General features: G+C 60.2%; 15 protein-coding genes. 2 read left to right on the top strand and 13 right to left on the bottom strand.

Features of this window, described 5'->3' with window-relative positions:
• Positions 1 to 16: 16 nt before the first annotated feature.
• A complete protein-coding gene (locus tag B723_RS15135; protein WP_007896965.1) occupies positions 17 to 361 on the bottom strand; it encodes a YggL family protein in 345 nt (114 codons plus the stop codon).
• A gap of 233 nt (positions 362 to 594) precedes the next feature.
• Here B723_RS15135 and dacB point away from each other — a divergent pair, with 233 nt between their 5' ends.
• Positions 595 to 2,055 (top strand): D-alanyl-D-alanine carboxypeptidase/D-alanyl-D-alanine endopeptidase, encoded by a 1,461-nt coding sequence (dacB, locus tag B723_RS15130; RefSeq protein ID WP_017337507.1) that lies wholly within the window; start codon positions 595 to 597, stop codon positions 2,053 to 2,055.
• 126 nt (positions 2,056 to 2,181) lie between these two features.
• Here dacB and B723_RS15125 read toward each other — a convergent pair whose 3' ends face one another.
• Together B723_RS15125 and rlmKL are read right to left on the bottom strand one after the other, a co-directional pair.
• Entirely contained in the window at positions 2,182 to 4,572 is a 2,391-nt protein-coding gene (locus B723_RS15125) for a sensor domain-containing diguanylate cyclase (protein ID WP_017337506.1), read from the bottom strand.
• A gap of 143 nt (positions 4,573 to 4,715) precedes the next feature.
• Positions 4,716 to 6,986 carry a bifunctional 23S rRNA (guanine(2069)-N(7))-methyltransferase RlmK/23S rRNA (guanine(2445)-N(2))-methyltransferase RlmL gene (rlmKL, locus tag B723_RS15120; RefSeq protein ID WP_017337505.1) on the bottom strand — a complete coding sequence of 757 codons (2,271 nt, stop codon included), beginning with the start codon at positions 6,984 to 6,986 and terminating at the stop codon, positions 4,716 to 4,718.
• Positions 6,987 to 7,517: 531 nt separating this feature from the next.
• On the opposite strand from rlmKL, the gene rmf reads away from it, so the two are divergent.
• Complete coding sequence (gene rmf, locus B723_RS32250) at positions 7,518 to 7,733, top strand: ribosome modulation factor (protein ID WP_003223300.1); 216 nt, start codon at positions 7,518 to 7,520, stop codon at positions 7,731 to 7,733.
• 306 nt (positions 7,734 to 8,039) lie between these two features.
• Here rmf and B723_RS15115 read toward each other — a convergent pair whose 3' ends face one another.
• The 10 genes from B723_RS15115 to B723_RS15070 form a co-directional block, all read right to left on the bottom strand.
• Positions 8,040 to 9,059, bottom strand: coding sequence for a quinone-dependent dihydroorotate dehydrogenase (locus B723_RS15115; protein WP_017337504.1), 1,020 nt, complete (start codon positions 9,057 to 9,059; stop codon positions 8,040 to 8,042).
• Positions 9,060 to 9,141: 82 nt separating this feature from the next.
• Complete coding sequence (locus B723_RS15110; RefSeq protein WP_238588324.1) at positions 9,142 to 10,527, bottom strand: hypothetical protein; 1,386 nt, start codon at positions 10,525 to 10,527, stop codon at positions 9,142 to 9,144.
• A 45-nt stretch (positions 10,528 to 10,572) separates the two neighbouring features.
• Positions 10,573 to 11,019, bottom strand: a complete 447-nt coding sequence (locus B723_RS15105; protein ID WP_017337502.1) for a hypothetical protein — start codon at positions 11,017 to 11,019, stop codon at positions 10,573 to 10,575.
• Positions 11,016 to 11,702, bottom strand: a complete 687-nt coding sequence (locus B723_RS15100; RefSeq protein ID WP_017337501.1) for a hypothetical protein — start codon at positions 11,700 to 11,702, stop codon at positions 11,016 to 11,018. Before B723_RS15100 ends, B723_RS15105 begins: the two co-directional genes overlap by 4 nt.
• Positions 11,674 to 12,243: a secretion system protein gene (locus tag B723_RS15095; RefSeq protein ID WP_031318611.1), complete on the bottom strand. Its 570-nt coding sequence runs from the start codon at positions 12,241 to 12,243 to the stop codon at positions 11,674 to 11,676. Before B723_RS15095 ends, B723_RS15100 begins: the two co-directional genes overlap by 29 nt.
• Complete coding sequence (locus B723_RS15090; RefSeq protein ID WP_017337499.1) at positions 12,227 to 12,949, bottom strand: EscJ/YscJ/HrcJ family type III secretion inner membrane ring protein; 723 nt, start codon at positions 12,947 to 12,949, stop codon at positions 12,227 to 12,229. Before B723_RS15090 ends, B723_RS15095 begins: the two co-directional genes overlap by 17 nt.
• Positions 12,946 to 13,254: a type III secretion system inner rod subunit SctI gene (gene sctI / locus B723_RS15085; protein WP_017337498.1), complete on the bottom strand. Its 309-nt coding sequence runs from the start codon at positions 13,252 to 13,254 to the stop codon at positions 12,946 to 12,948. The genes B723_RS15090 and sctI overlap by 4 nt, the downstream gene beginning before the upstream one ends.
• A gap of 57 nt (positions 13,255 to 13,311) precedes the next feature.
• A complete protein-coding gene (sctF, locus tag B723_RS15080) occupies positions 13,312 to 13,572 on the bottom strand; it encodes a type III secretion system needle filament subunit SctF (protein ID WP_017337497.1) in 261 nt (86 codons plus the stop codon).
• A gap of 16 nt (positions 13,573 to 13,588) precedes the next feature.
• Positions 13,589 to 14,755, bottom strand: a complete 1,167-nt coding sequence (locus B723_RS15075) for a PrgH/EprH family type III secretion apparatus protein (protein ID WP_031318610.1) — start codon at positions 14,753 to 14,755, stop codon at positions 13,589 to 13,591.
• A gap of 118 nt (positions 14,756 to 14,873) precedes the next feature.
• Entirely contained in the window at positions 14,874 to 15,335 is a 462-nt protein-coding gene (locus B723_RS15070) for a transglycosylase SLT domain-containing protein (protein ID WP_144425234.1), read from the bottom strand.
• Positions 15,336 to 15,351: the final 16 nt, after the last annotated feature.

The following is a 15,351-nucleotide window of genomic DNA, read 5'->3' as shown; positions in this document are numbered from 1 at the left end:
GCCGTTTTTCATGACATCAAGCTACCGGATTGATCGGCTTTTCCGGGTACCAGACGTCGATCAGCGGGCTGACGGTGGCTTCAGTCAGTTCGCTGCGGCCTTTGAGCCAGGCTTCAACAGCAGCACGCTGCTCTTCGGACACCGAGCCACGCTTCTGCAGGCAAACCAGACCGAAGTCGTCGCCGCCAACATAGCCCAGACCGTTGGCTTCCATGGCTTCTTTCAGGAACGCGTCGAGGAAAGCATCAATGGCTTCATCAGCCAAATCTTCTTTGAAATCCAGGTTCAGTTCGAAACCCAGCTCTTGAAATTCATCGACGCACAGTTTTTTGCGCAGACGCTGGGAACGGTTAGTCGCCATTGGAACAATCCTCATAAGTAATAACGGGCGGCACTTTAGCAGTTTAAGCCGCCATTTGCCCGATTCTCTGGGCTCGACACGTTACCGCCGGTAAAAAATAGCGGATAAGGTGGCCGGGGCACGGCACAAGCCGCTACACCTTGGGGCATAATGTCGACACTTTCATGACCACTGAGGGAATTTATCTTCATGCCCTCGTCTTTTTTCCCCTCGGCTGTAGGGTTTTATTTCACATGATCAAATCTTTGCGTCCATTGTTGCTGGCCAGTCTACTTCTCCCCCTGGCCCTCCCCGTTTCCGCCGCCTCCATCAACACCGGCCTGTCGCCCAACGTCGAAAAAGCCCTGAAGGCCAGCAAGCTGCAGGACAACGCCCTGTCACTGGTGATGATCCCGCTCAACGGTCCAGGCACGCCGACCATTTTCAATGCTGACGTCTCGGTCAACCCGGCCTCCACCATGAAACTCGTCACCACGTACGCCGCGCTGGAAATGCTCGGCCCGAACCACCAGTGGAAAACCGAGTTCTACACCGACGGCACGCTCAGCGGCGGCATTCTCAACGGCAACCTCTACCTCAAGGGTGGCGGCGACCCGAAACTGAACATGGAAAAACTCTGGCTGCTGATGCGCGACCTGCGCGCCAACGGTGTGACCCAAGTCACCGGCGACCTGGTGCTGGATCGTGGCTTCTTCGTGCAACCGCAATTGCCCGAGTTCAACGATGACGGCAATGACGAGAACAAGCCGTTCCTGGTCAAACCCGACTCGCTGCTGGTCAACCTCAAGGCCCTGCGCTTCGTGGCGCGCAACGACAACGGTCGGGTGCTGATTTCGGTCGAGCCGCCGATCTCCAGCATCCGCATCGAAAACCAGGTCAAGGCCGTCAACTCCAAGCAATGCACCGGTGGCGTGCGTTACAACCCGGTGACCCAGGCCGATGGCACCGTGAACGTGACCGTCGGCGGTCAACTGGGCGAGGGCTGCAGTTCCCAGACTTACCTGTCGCTGCTCGACCACTCGACTTATACCGCTGGCGCGGTCCGGGCAATCTGGAAAGAACTGGGTGGCAGCATTCAGGGCAAGGACGTTCTGGCACCCACGCCAAAAGATGCCAAGGTACTGGCTCGCGCCTTCTCCCCGGACCTGGCGGAAATCATCCGTGACATCAACAAATACAGTAACAACACCATGGCTCAGCAGTTGTTCCTGAGCCTGGGGCAGAAATTCCGCACCGACGCCGACGGCGACGACGCCAAGGCGGCCCAACGCGTAGTCCGTCAGTGGCTGGCGAAGAAAGGCATCACCGCGCCGCACCTGGTGATGGAGAACGGTTCCGGCCTCTCCCGCGCAGAACGTGTCAGTGCGCGTGAAATGGCCGCGATGCTGCAAGCCGCATGGCGCAGCCCGTACGCTGCCGAGTTCATCAGCTCGATGCCGATTGCCGGCACCGACGGCACCATGCGCAAACGCCTGAAGACGACGGCGATGCGCGGTGAAGCCCACGTCAAGACCGGCACCCTGAACACTGTGCGTGCGATCTCAGGCTACAGCCGCGACGTCAACGGCAATACCTGGGCGGTGGTGGCGATCCTCAACGACAAGGCACCGTTTGGTGCGTCGTCGGTGCTGGACCAGGTGCTGCTGGACTTGTATCGCCAGCCGAAACTGCCTGATACGGCTTCGGTGTTGTAAACACCGAAAATCCAATGTGGGCTAGCCTGCTAGCGATAGCGGTGTGTCAGTCGACATATGTATTGACTTACACACCGCTATCGCTAGCAGGCTAGCTCCCACAGGGGGGAGTGTGTACGGCCGGGGTTAATTCATCTCGCCCTGAACCCGATCCCGTCCCGCCTGCTTCGCCGCATACACCCCCGAGTCTGCCCGCAGCAGCAACGCATCCGCGCCCTCGTCGACGCGCCAGCTGGCGATCCCGAAACTCGCGGTAACGATCCCGACGTCCTCGATCGGCGAGCTGCGCAATCCTTGCCACAACTCCAGCGCCAACCCATACGCCTGCTCGCCGTCGATATCCGGGCAGAGCACCATGAACTCCTCGCCGCCCAGGCGACAGAACACGTCGGTGCGACGCAGCCGATGGCCGATACGCTCGCAAACGGCCTGCAACACCCGATCGCCCACTGCATGTCCGTGCTGGTCATTGATGCGTTTGAAGTGGTCGATGTCGAGCATGATCACCGACAATTCGCCGCCACCGCGCTCGACCCGGGCCATTTCGGAGGTCAGGCGCTCCTGGAAGTAGCGGCGGTTGTGGATCCCGGTCAGCGAGTCGGTAATCGACAGCGCCCGCAGCTCTTCTTCCACCCGTTTCAGGTCGGAGATGTCCGAAATGTAGCCATGCCAGAGCACGCCACCGCCGGGCAGCTCTTCCGGAGTCGCTTCACCCCGGACCCAGCGCAGGCCACGCACCGGCAGCAGCACACGGTATTCTTCGCGCCACGGGCTGAGCGTGTCTGCCGAGGCCCGGATGGAGGCGCGAACCCGGGTGGTGTCCTGGGGATGGATCCGGGTGAAAATCGCTTCAGCGTTGAGCAGCAACACGTCCGGTTCGAGTTCGTAAATCTCGCGAATGCCATCACTGGCGTAGATCACACTGAAGCGTCCGTCGAATTCCATCTTGAACTGGTAGATCCCGCCGGGCACATGGGCGCTGAGTTTTTTCAATAGCAAATCCCGTGCGGCGAGCGCCTCATGCACCCGCTTGCGCTCGGTGACGTCGATACAGATTGCCAGGTGCCCGACCCACAGCCCTTGCTCGTCGAGCACCGGGGTCGCCAGCATGTTCACCGTCAAATGGCTGCCGTCGCCGCGAACCAGGGTCCACTCCCGCGCTTCGTGACCGCCCTCCTCGCCGCCCTCGACCAACATGGCCTGGCAGGTCGGAATCGGCTTGCCGTAGCGCGCGCTCAATTCCGCCGAGCGCGCCGCCAATTCCCGGGGCAGGTGCAGGTTTTCCAGGGTCATGTGGCCCACCACGTCCATGCTGGAGTAGCCGAGCATCTGCTCCGCTCCGGCGTTGAACGTGCTGATGACGCCGCGCAGGTCGGTGGCGATGATCGCCACCTGAGTCGCGGCATTCAGCACGCCGCGCAGCTGACCATGGGTGCCGCGCAGTTCCTGCTCACGAGCGCGCAGCTCCTCGGTCCGCTGTTCCACCATGCTCAACGCCCGCTGGCGCTGGCTGACCAGCACATAAAGCAGCGCGCTGAGCATCAGGCTGAGCAAACCACCCAACACCACCACGCTGGTGACCGAAGAATGGTTGGCTTGCAGGAACGCTTCGCTTGGCTGGATATCGACTTGATAATCGTGATCGGCAAGCCCCAGCAATCGGGTCGCGGCCAACTCACTGACGGCAGGTCCGTTGGGGGATTCATAGAGCACTTCGTGTTGATCCTCGGTGGACAGGTCGAGGATGCGCACCGACAGGTAATCGTGTCCCGCCTCCGGCAGCCCGTCGGCCAGCAACTGACGCATGCTGATCACCGCCATCACGTAACCGTAGGGTTTGGACCCCGGACTGTCGCGGGAGATGACCGGCGCGACCAGCAGCACGCCCCGGGCATACGCCGGCTCGATACTGACCAGGTGCAGCGGCTGCGACACCGCCATCCGGGTATTCTGGTCGGCCCGTTCCAGGGTGGAGCGGCGCAGGGGTTGCGCGAGCAAGTCGTAACCCAACGGCGAGCCGAGCCGGCTTTGCGTCTGGCTATATACCACCACCACGTATTCATCCCGTTCGGCCGCCAGTTGCAGCTGGCCTTCGGCGTTGAGCTCACGAATGCTGAAATCGGATAAACCTTCCTCGCGCACCTGGCGCTCGAATTCCGCGCGCTCGGCACCGCTGACCCGCCGCGCAAACGAATACGCCTGGGTTCGGTGCAGCAGAGGTTGGGTGTAACCGTTGAATTCCTCGCGGTCGACGTCATCGGAATTGGCGAAGAACCGGCGCAGGCCGTCGAGGCGCTGCTCCTGATCTTCAAAACGCTCTTCGATACGGCTGTAACGTTCACTGGCCATCAGTTGGAAACGTTGCCGCAATTGCTGGTGAAACAGGTTCAGGGTCGACCAGGCCAACAGCCCCGTAAGCACTCCGCCGATGATCAATACCAGCAGCGCGACCAGCCAGGCCGAAACATCTTCACTGATAAAACCCAGGATCTTGGGGCGCACGGCGTGCAGCGACATAGAGGCAACTCAAAACGCCAGGTGCCGGAAAAGCCCATTGGCCATGCCTTGAGTTATAGCTATTAGCCATCAATTTGACCAGCACTGAAAGAAGCCAAGAGCCTTTAAAAATCAAGGCTCTGTGGATCCAATGCCGGAAAGCGTCAACGTGCCATGATTTTCCAGGCCCGGTGGATCTTCACATTGCGGGCAAAATCCGGATCAATGGTCTGCGCCGTGATTTCCTCGACCGCGTAACGCTCGGTGAGATTTTCCTCAAGGGCGAACTTGCGGAAGTTGTTGGAGAAGTACAACACGCCCCCCGGCGCCAGTCGTGCCATCGCCAGGTCGATCAGTTGCACCTGGTCACGCTGCACGTCGAAAATCCCTTCCATGCGCTTGGAGTTGGAGAAGGTTGGCGGGTCGATGAAGATCAGGTCGAACTCGTCACGGCAGGCGTCGAGCCAGACCATCACGTCGCTCTGCTCCAGACGGTTCTTGTCGGAGAAACCGTTCAGCGACAGGTTGCGACGCGCCCAGTCAAGGTAGGTTTTCGACAAGTCGACGCTGGTGGTGCTGCGCGCGCCGCCTTTGGCCGCGTGGACGCTGGCGGTCGCTGTGTAGCAATACAGGTTGAGGAAGCGCTTGCCGGCTGCCTCTTTCTGAATGCGCATGCGCATTGGCCGGTGGTCGAGGAACAGCCCGGTGTCGAGGTAGTCGGTGAGGTTGACCAGCAGCTTCACGCCACCTTCGTTGACCTCGACGAACTTGCCCTGCGCGGCCTGACGCTCGTATTGCTTGGTGCCGCTCTGACGTTCGCGACGCTTGACCACCACGCGGCTCTTGTCGATGTTCAACGCCTGCGGAATGGCTGCCAGGGCGTCGAACATGCGGGCCGAGGCTTTTTCCGGGTCGATGGATTTCGGCGCGGCGTATTCCTGGACGTGGACCCAATCCTGGTACAGATCGATGGCCATCGAATATTCCGGCATGTCGGCATCGTAGACGCGGTAGCAGTCGATGCCTTCACGCTTGACCCACTTGCCCAGCGCCTTGAGATTTTTTTGCAGGCGATTGGCAAACATCTGCCCGCCTTCGCTCAAGCGCGGCTGCTCGACGACTACCGGGGCCGGTTTGATCGGGTTGCCGTTCTTGTTGTACTTCTCGTACTTGCCCGGCGCCACATCGTTGTCGGCGACTTCGACTTCAGCTTGTTCGCGCTCGACTTGACGCTGTTCCGGGGTGCGACGTTCACCGGTGACGAACTGGTCCGGGGTGACCTTGATCAGCAACAGCTTGCACGGCAACGCGCCGTTCCAGAACGAATACTGTTTGTGGCTGCGGATGCCCATGCGCCTGCCGAGATCCGGGGCGCCGGTGAACACCGCCGCTTCCCAGTTCAGGCAGGCCTGACGCAGGCGCTCGCCAAGGTTCTGGTAGAGGTAGAGCAAGCTCGCCTCGTCGCCCAGACGCTCGCCATACGGCGGGTTGCAGATCACCAGGCCTTTCTGGTTCTGGTCCGGACGTGGTTCGAAGGTGCCGACTTCGCCCTGGTAGATCTTGATCCACTCACTCAGGCCGGCGCGTTCGACGTTGTTGCGGCCCGGCTGAATCAGGCGGGGATCGGCTTCGTAACCGCGAATCCACAGCGGTGGCCTGGCCAGGCCGGCCGCGGCGCGCTCGGTGGCTTCTTCGTGCAGCTTTTTCCACAGCGCCGGTACGTGACCGAGCCAGGCAGTAAAACCCCACTGCTCACGACGCAGGTTCGGCGCCATGTCGGCAGCGATCATCGCCGCTTCGACGAGGAACGTACCAACACCGCACATCGGGTCAGCCAGTGCGCCGCCCTCGGCCGCAATACGTGGCCAGCCGGAACGGATCAGGATGGCCGCCGCGAGGTTTTCCTTCAGCGGCGCCGCGCCCTGCTGCAAGCGATAGCCGCGCTGGTGCAGGCTGTGGCCGGAGAGGTCGAGGGAGAGAATGGCTTCGCCACGGTCCAGACGCAGGTGAATGCGCAGGTCCGGGTTGAGTTTGTCGATGGACGGGCGGTCGCCCTGCGGGGTGCGCAGTTTGTCGACGATGGCGTCTTTGACTTTCAAGGCGCCGAAGTGGGTGTTGTCGATACCCGAGCCATGGCCGCTGAACTCGACGGCCAGGGTGCCGTCGTTGAGCATGTGGTCTTGCCACTCGATATCGAGCACGCCGTGGTACAGGTCCTCGGCATCTTTCATCGGGAAACGCTTGAGCACCAGCAGTACCCGGTTCGCCAGACGCGACCACAGGCACAGGCGATAAGCGGTTTCCATGGTCGCCATGCCGCGCACGGCAGAGGTGTGCTCACGCGCTTCTTCAAGGCCAAGCCCGACGGCTTCCTCGATCAGCAGGCCTTCAAGGCCTTTGGGGCAAGTGAGGAAGAGTTCGAAACGATCGGACATGGTAATTCCAGAGCCTTTGGCTAAGTGGACCGGCAACGCATTGCCGGCCCGGTTTTCAATCAGGCGCTTTTCTAAAAGAGCGCCCGCGTGGCACGAAGGTGTGCCGTCCCACCCGTGCTGCTCGGGTTAGAAGAGCTTAGATGCACGGGCAGATAAAAAAGTTGAAGCAACAAAATGTCATAAGTTGACCCTTCGTCGAATAATGCCTCGACGCAACACGAGCCATTCTCACTAAAGGATTAACCCCATCATCTTGCGGAGGGCCGATCATACAGGGCTTTGACCAATAAATACGGGGCAAACATCGTGTTACTTATGGCCATAGCATCTTTATGGTTACGTCCTTATGACAAAATGATCATTCCCTCGATGTGACGCATTGGTTAGAACTCAACACAGGTTGGCGCCACAACGGACGTCAACACCCTGGCTCGCCACGCCGGCAGCGAGCCCCCCAACGGCAGACATTTCTGCCAGACCTCGATTGAGGTCAACGCGATAAATACAGTCAACAAGTGAGGGCAACACCCTATGAGAAGACTTAAGCGTGATCCGTTGGAAAGAGCATTTTTGCGCGGATATCAATATGGCGTTGGTGGCAAATCCCGTGAGCTTTGCCCATTTACTCTACCGTCGGTACGCCAAGCCTGGATTAACGGCTGGCGAGAAGGACGCGGCGACAACTGGGACGGTATGACCGGCACTGCGGGAATCCACAGACTCAACGAACTTCACGCCGTCGGCTAACACAGGGCACACACTCCGACACGACAACCTGATTACTGAACGACTTACCACGCACGCCCCATCCGGGCGGCGGGCTCCGGCCCAGGGGCTCCTTCGAGGAGCCCTTTTTTATGCCTGCAAATTACCTGGAATCCGAAATCTGCTTTTGTGGCGAGGGAGCTTGCTCCCGCTGGGCTGCGAAGCGGCCCCGGAACGGGTCAATCCGGAATGTCAGGTAAAATGCGGTTGCAGGGTTTACGACTGCTTCGCAGCCGAGCGAGAGCAAGCTCCCTCGCCACAGATAAATCCCCTCGCCACAAGAGCCCTTCAGCGCAGCGCCGCGATGGCGTCGACGGATTCACGAATCAGCGCCGGGCCTTTGTAGATGAATCCAGAGTAGATCTGAACAAGGCTCGCACCCGCCGCGATTTTCTCGGCTGCATGCTTGCCTTCGGTGATGCCACCCACAGCGATGATCGGCAAGCGACCGGCCAATTCTGCGGCCAGCACTTTTACGGTGTGGGTGCTCTTGTCGCGAACCGGTGCGCCGGACAAGCCGCCCGCCTCGTCACCGTGCTCCATGCCTTCAACACCGACGCGGCTCAGGGTGGTGTTGGTGGCAATCACCGCATCCATCCCGGTTTCGATCAGCGCTTGCGCGACTTGAGCGGTTTCTTCGTCGGTCATGTCCGGTGCGATCTTGATGGCCAGCGGTACGTGCTTGCCGTGGCGCAAAGCCAGCTCCGCACGACGGGTCGCCAGGTCAGCCAGCAACTGCTTGAGCGAGTCTCCGAATTGCAGGCTGCGCAGGCCTGGCGTGTTCGGCGAGCTGACGTTGACCGTCACGTAGCTGGCGTGGGCGTAGACCTTGTCCAGGCAGATCAGGTAATCGTCAACCGCGCGTTCGACCGGCGTATCGAAATTCTTGCCGATGTTGATGCCCAGCACACCCTTGTACTTGGCCGCTGCCACGCGGGCCAGCAGGTGATCGACGCCGAGGTTATTGAAGCCCATGCGGTTGATGATCGCCTCGGCTTCCGGCAGGCGGAAAATCCGTGGTTTCGGGTTGCCCGGCTGCGGACGCGGGGTGATGGTGCCGATTTCGACAAAACCGAAACCCAGTTGCGCAAAACCATCAATGGCCGCGCCGTTCTTGTCCAGGCCCGCCGCCAGGCCTACCGGGTTCGGGAAGTCCAGCCCCATGACCGTCACCGGCATCTTCGCCGGAGCCTTGCACAGCAAGCCGTTGAGGCCCAAACGCCCGCCCGCGCCGATCAGGTCCAGGGACAGATCGTGGGAGGTTTCCGGGGAAAGTTTGAACAACAGCTGACGGGCCAGGGTGTACATGGGCGGGTTTGACTCTGGGCAATGAAAAGTGGCGGCGATTATAGCCGGGGTTGACCGGCACAGGCGATCTCTTTGCCCGGGCTCAAGGAACCACCGTCTCCTGCAGTGTGTAGGTGTTATCGGTGCGTTTGGCACTGCCAAAGACCAGCGGAAAGTAAATAATCATCGCCATCAGAGCGAGACAGCCGCTCATGATATGGCCCTGGTCACCGTCATCGACCCTGGAACTGCTCAGCAACGACGCTACCGCGCCCATGACCAAAGCGATGGCGTGCCCCGCCGAAAGACGTAACGCCCCGATATCAAGCAGCGCATCCGCCAACTGCGTCCGGGTCGGTCGCCGGACCTCCGCTCGGACCTCCAGGACCATTTGCCGCAAAGCTTCCGGATCGGAAAACACCGAGTCCCACCCAGGGTCTGGAGATAACACGTGCGAACTTTTGCAAAGAATGGAAATGACGTCGTCCACAACAATGCCGAAGCCATTGAGCACGCCCTGGATAGCATCCGCGCCCAGACTGTAACCAAGCTCTGCCGTGGCTCGGGCCGCACCACTCAGCGGTGCCAGCTGCCCCAGTTCTGCCAGAAAAAACTGCGCCGCGCCATAAGCTGCGGTCGCTACGCCGGTGGTTGCCGCGTTGGCGGAGCCGGCATTGTCCTGTAATGGAATGAAAACATTGGCCAAGCCTCTGGCCACTGTATAAATCGACCCGCCGACGACCGCCGGAAGCAACTTGTCAGACGCGCCTGTGAGGTGCGCCGCAATCAGGGCACCCATCGTGATGCTGGCCATGCACACACGCCCCAGGCGCGACGATAGATTCGCCGTACCGTCACACTCATTTCGAATCGCTCCGATCAAGGTCAGCGCCGGGCCGATCATTGTCATTGCGACCATTGCCCACGCTCGGCCGGCCTCAGGTGAATCGCCTTCGCGCAGAGATTGTTCGACGTGGTAGGCAACGACCTGGCGCAGCACCACCGTCAACGCAACGATCAATCCTGTACGCCCAGCGACATTGAGTAGATTGAGTCCGGGCCCCTTGACCGCGTCCAGCCACTCCATGCCCGCCTGAAGCACGGTTTGCATTCGACTTTCATGGGTTTGCCCGGTATCTGCAGCATTCAACTCAATTACCCGTGCAAACAGTGACTCATCGACAAGTTCCTCGGGCAGATGCCCACGCTCAATGAATGCGTTGACCCGCCCAACCACAATCCGTTCTGTCTCACCCAATGGCCTGTAGCATTCCTCCATCTGAAGGGTCACTTCACGATTCACCCGCTGCATGCCAGCAGCCACTTGCCTGGGCGTCCCCAATGCGAGTGCTGAAAAACGCGACGATGCAACGAGTGTTGATGGATCAAGCGCCACCGACTCGTTACGCGGCGTCGGATTACCTGCCGATGTGAGAGTTAAGTCTGGTAATGCAGTACCCCTTACTGCCGAGCCAGCAATCAATGTCATCCTTGTATCCTCTCTTTTATTGTTATGCGGGTTGTTTTCCCTTCCTCACCACTCGCTCTTTTCCCATGCATCGTCGCCCATCGGCTGGAACACATCGCGTGTGTAGCTCATGACAAACACATTCATGCTGAAGGCCATACCGTTGGCGCCTTTGATCTCCTTATAGAGCTGTGTTTTTTCCAACCCGTCGTCTTTCAAGCGAACCAATAATTGCAGCGTCACAGCCATCAACGCCTTCGCACTTGGATACGCCGGTGTGACTCCGTCCGTGCCACGCAGCGAACGCAGGAACTCGTAGATGGCCTTTTCCCCCTGCCCCTCCATTGCCAATAGCCGCTGATACAACTCATCGAATTCGGGGTCCGGGCCGGGTCGCTTGCTGCCGTTGACATCGGGCGCTATGCCGGACGCCTGCAACAGGCGTGAGTCAAGCGGCACGACCGCAGACATCTGCTCAAGCCGATGAGTGTTCATCACCGTTTCAATCTTCATTCCACACCTCCGACAGAATTCGTACCGAAACCTGAACACAGCTCACCCAAACGCATCATCGAGGCCTGATCGAGACATCGCACCGACTCGGGCAGATTTCCCAGTCGGGCCAACAACTGTGGCTCCAGTCGTTGGCAGACCGATTCGATATCAAACTCAAGCAATTGATCGGACAGACGGAACACGTAACGCTCCTCGGGTTGATAGTCGAGCACCAGTGCGCCAGGCCAAAGTCCTTGCAAGCGCAGCCGCAGCGCCTGACCTTGAGGTTTGCAGCGCGCAGGCAGCACCACCTGCAGCGGCGCCCCGGTGTCGGACCGCTCCGTCAGCCAGCGCTCGAGCATTTCATCCAGCCATTCAACGCGCGTCAGCAATTCTTGCAGTAACTGACGCGCGGCCTGAGCCAGATCCTTGCGCAACTGCAGCCCGAGCGTCTGCGACTCGAGCAAACCGTTCGCCAGGTTTTCGGCGGCGCGCAGAATGCCATTTGCATAACCCTCCTGAAACGCCTGGGCACGAATGGCCTGGGCTTCAGATTGAGCCTGCTCGACGCATTCACGGGCCCGGCGTTGCGCCTGTTGCTGTAATGAGCGCCGCTGGCGCGCCGCGTCGAGGTCTGCGCGAGCCACGTGGGCATCACTCGATGCCGGCACATCAGTCAGGATTCGGATGGAGTCGAGCATGCTGCACCGCCAGAAAGAAAAGAGCCGGATCGGCTTCTGTTGCCGGCCACTGGGTGTGCAGGCCGACCACGTGTGGAGAGAATTGCAACGCCAGCCGCTCGAGCAGCAGCGGCGGCAGGAACCCGGACAAACCCGACAGCGCGTTGAAGCCCGCCGCTTCAACCTGCTTCAACGGTTCCGATGACGACTCAAGCGGCACGCTGGCGCGAGGCCCCGGTCTGCAATTGGCGAATTGACGTAACGGCATCGGCAACTGCTGCAATGCACCGCCTCGCGCGAGCTGTGGACACAGTCGCCAGGCACCCATCAGGCACGCGATGTAAGGCAATTGTCGCCACTGCCGGATCCACTGCTGTGCGACGGCCGTCAGCGGCATCGGGGGCCATGGTCCTTGCTCGCCAAGCCCTTCCAGAAGCATCCGGTTGAGCACGCGCCGAGCATCGGGGCTGTCAAACCCCATCGGTATGTTCAACCGCTGCGGGTGCACATAATCCAGCGGCGCCGCAAGAATCCGCCGCAGGCGTTCAGCGCACGATGTCACGCGGCGCCCCTTTCAACAGTCGATAACCTAACCCTGCGCAACCTGCCAACAGCACCGCCGCCAACGACGCCAGCAGCCAGAACGGGCGCGAATCACTTTGCGTTGCTGACATCGACGGCGCGACGTGCTGCGTGGGCGAGCGCTGTGACAACACCACCGAGATGTTTGCGTACTCGACGGCGGCAAAACTGTTTTTGAGAAAGCGCTTGATGTCGGTAATCAGCAACTGTGGCTCGATGTCTCGCTCATGAATGGCCACGGCCGCCAGGTGAATGGGCCCGGCCTTGCGTCCGCCTTCACCGGCATCCAGGTCATAACTGACATGGACCCGCGCCGACACCACACCTTCGAGCAGACCCAGGGACTGTTCGATTCGCTGTTCCAGCGCCGAGTAAAGCCGTGCCTTTTCAGCCCTGGGGGAAGCGACCAGCGAATCGCTGGGAAACATCTCCGCCACTTGCAGTCGTGGCCTGGACGGCAGCGAATAGAGGTTGAGCAAATCGACAGCGGCGGAGAAATCGACCGGGTTGATTTTCACCGCGTACCCGGTTTTGCCGGCGTCGACTTTCGTCGCCGCGATGTTGTTGCGTTGCAGGACCGAAAGCACTTCGTTGGCCTGCTGTTGATCGAGCCCTTCCAGCAGACTCGGCTGCCGGCAGCCGACCAACGCCAGACACAGGAACATCAGCAACGCACCCGCCCTCATGACGCGCGCAACAACGTTTCGGCGGTGCTCACGGCCTTACGGACCAACACGTTGAGCAAATTGATGTCGACGTTGTATTGCCCCATTTGCTCCTGCAGCTGCGCCAATACTTCGGGGCTGGTGATATCAGGGCGCTGCATCAGTTGATTGATCGACGACACGTCCTGGCCGCTGTTGACCGCTGCACCGGCGAACGCGTCGATCAGTCGATTTTCAAGGGAAACGATCGGGCCTTCCTGCAGGCTGCGCAGTTCAGTAACGGCCGTGGGCTCAATGAACGAACGGGAAATGCTTTGAATAGACATGCAGTGCACTCATGAAAATGGCCACCGAACAACGATGGCCAGTCAAAAGGAATGGAATCAGCGAGCGGCCTGGATGATCGCCATGTCGATGTCCTTGAAGCCCTTGATCGTGTTGGTCTGGGCGTTTCGGAATACGGTGTAGGAGGAGAATGCGGTCTGGTAAGCCGCCAGCTTCCCGGGATCTGACGCATCCAGCTTGAGATCCTCCAGTGCCTTGTCCAAAGCAGTCTTGAGCCCTGCTGCACCGTTTTCGAACGCTTCGGCCTGACGTCCGAGAAAATCATCGTGAAAGTCGATTGGGAAATCGATACCAGACATGTGTCACCTTCTAGATTTACTTGGGAAAATGCCAAGACGACGACGTCATCTTGATGTAGCCCTGAGGGCCGGTTTGAAACGACTTGCCCTTGAGCGAGTCATCCTTGAGCGCGACAGCGAAGTTCACGTAGCGATCACCCCACTGCCGATAAAAGCCGTCGACGTATTGGCGAGCCGCAGCCAACTCGGAATCCTGCAAATCGCCTTCGATGGCGAACGTGACACTGTCGTCGTGCCCGACGCGGTCGAACGCCAGAGAAAGGCGACGCAACCCTTGTTCGGCCAAGTCTGCCAGCAGGTTGTCGTCCTGGACCTGAACCGTCACTTCCCGAGCGTAGGGCGCGGCCTTGAGCAAGACGTCGAGCAGTTGCGCCTGCATTTGCGGCGTGAGCAGATTGCGCTGGGCACTGAGCAGCAGCCGCGGCACCGCGGGGTCCTTGAGGTCGAGGGAATGCCAGGCCAGTTGCGGGTCGTGGTCGACCAGCAGTTTCTCCAGCCGACGGCGCTCCTGATCGATCACCAACACCTTGCCGGACACCCCGTTGTTGCGCATCAACACCTGCCGGCTCCAACCGGCGTCCCGCTCGGAAGCGACAAACACGTAAACCGTTTTGTCCCGCCCCTGCACCACGTCGACCTCGGCACTGGCGCCGCCGATCAGGCTGCGAACATCGGTTTCGGGCGCCGGCTCGGGCACTGACCAAAAGCCTAACGAAGTGATCAGCAGCACGAGGGCCAACCCTGCGCCGCCCCATTTGACGAGGGTTGGCTGCGGCCAGTGGCGGGCAGTCGTTTCGGTCAAAGAAAGGGGCTGTTTGCCGAGGAGTTCAGGTGCCCAGCCTTGGTCTTCACCGCGCAAGGCCACCTGCAAGTCACCGATCTGCTCCAGATGCTGGAATTCGCACTGCCGGGTTTCTCCGTGCTCGTTGAGCAGTCGCAAGGTCACACCGCCCTGCCCGCCGTCTGCCAGCAGCACCTCGAAATTGCAGCCGCCCGCGTCCAAGGGAATGAAGATGGCATCCTCGGGAACGCTGATTGAATGAGCTTCTCGGCCCAACAAATCGAGCGGTGCGACAATGAACAGCGTTCGAGGCTCACCAAGCGGGAATTCGCACCCCTGAAGCGGGCCGTTGAGGATCCGCAGAACACAGGGCTGTAGAGGGGGGGCTGACAGTTCTGTCACCGATCACGTTCCAGGCAGTGAATGAAAACCCATCCTAGAAGCGCTGCCCGGGAAGTTCCTGATCGAATTCTGCCGAACGGCCCCGGGCGGGATCAGAATCCCACCCGAATGGACCGGGCTAACGCCGCGGGGTTTTCTCCAGTAGGTCCTGCGGCTGCGCAAGCGTGTTTGGCATCAAGGTCTGGTAGCGTTGCCAGACCTTGCGCGCATAACGCAGACGGGCCGCCTGCCGACCCGGAGCATTGCCGGCGTTATAGGCCCCCACGGCCGTCCAGTTGTAGCCATAAAGTGATACAAAACCGGCCAGCACCGACGCCCCGACTTCGACCGACAGACAAGGCTCATCCAACAGACGCTGCTCGGTAATGCCCTGTGCGCTCAGTCGGTGCAGATGACTGCTGTTGATTTGCATCAGCCCGATATCGCGGGTGCCATTCTTGTTGTAATTCATCGCGTCCGCCATTTGTCCCGACTCGACGTCGGCAATGGCCTGAAGCAGCTCGGGCTCGATGGCATGTTGCTGCCCCGCCGAGACCCAACAATAGGCATACGCCGGAACCGCACCCAGAGACATCAGCATCAGAAGGCCGCCAGTG

The sequence above is a fragment of the Pseudomonas fluorescens NCIMB 11764 genome, from assembly GCF_000293885.2.
Classification (GTDB): Bacteria; Pseudomonadota; Gammaproteobacteria; order Pseudomonadales; family Pseudomonadaceae; genus Aquipseudomonas; species Aquipseudomonas fluorescens_B.
This window is presented reverse-complemented; position numbering and strand designations above follow the sequence as displayed.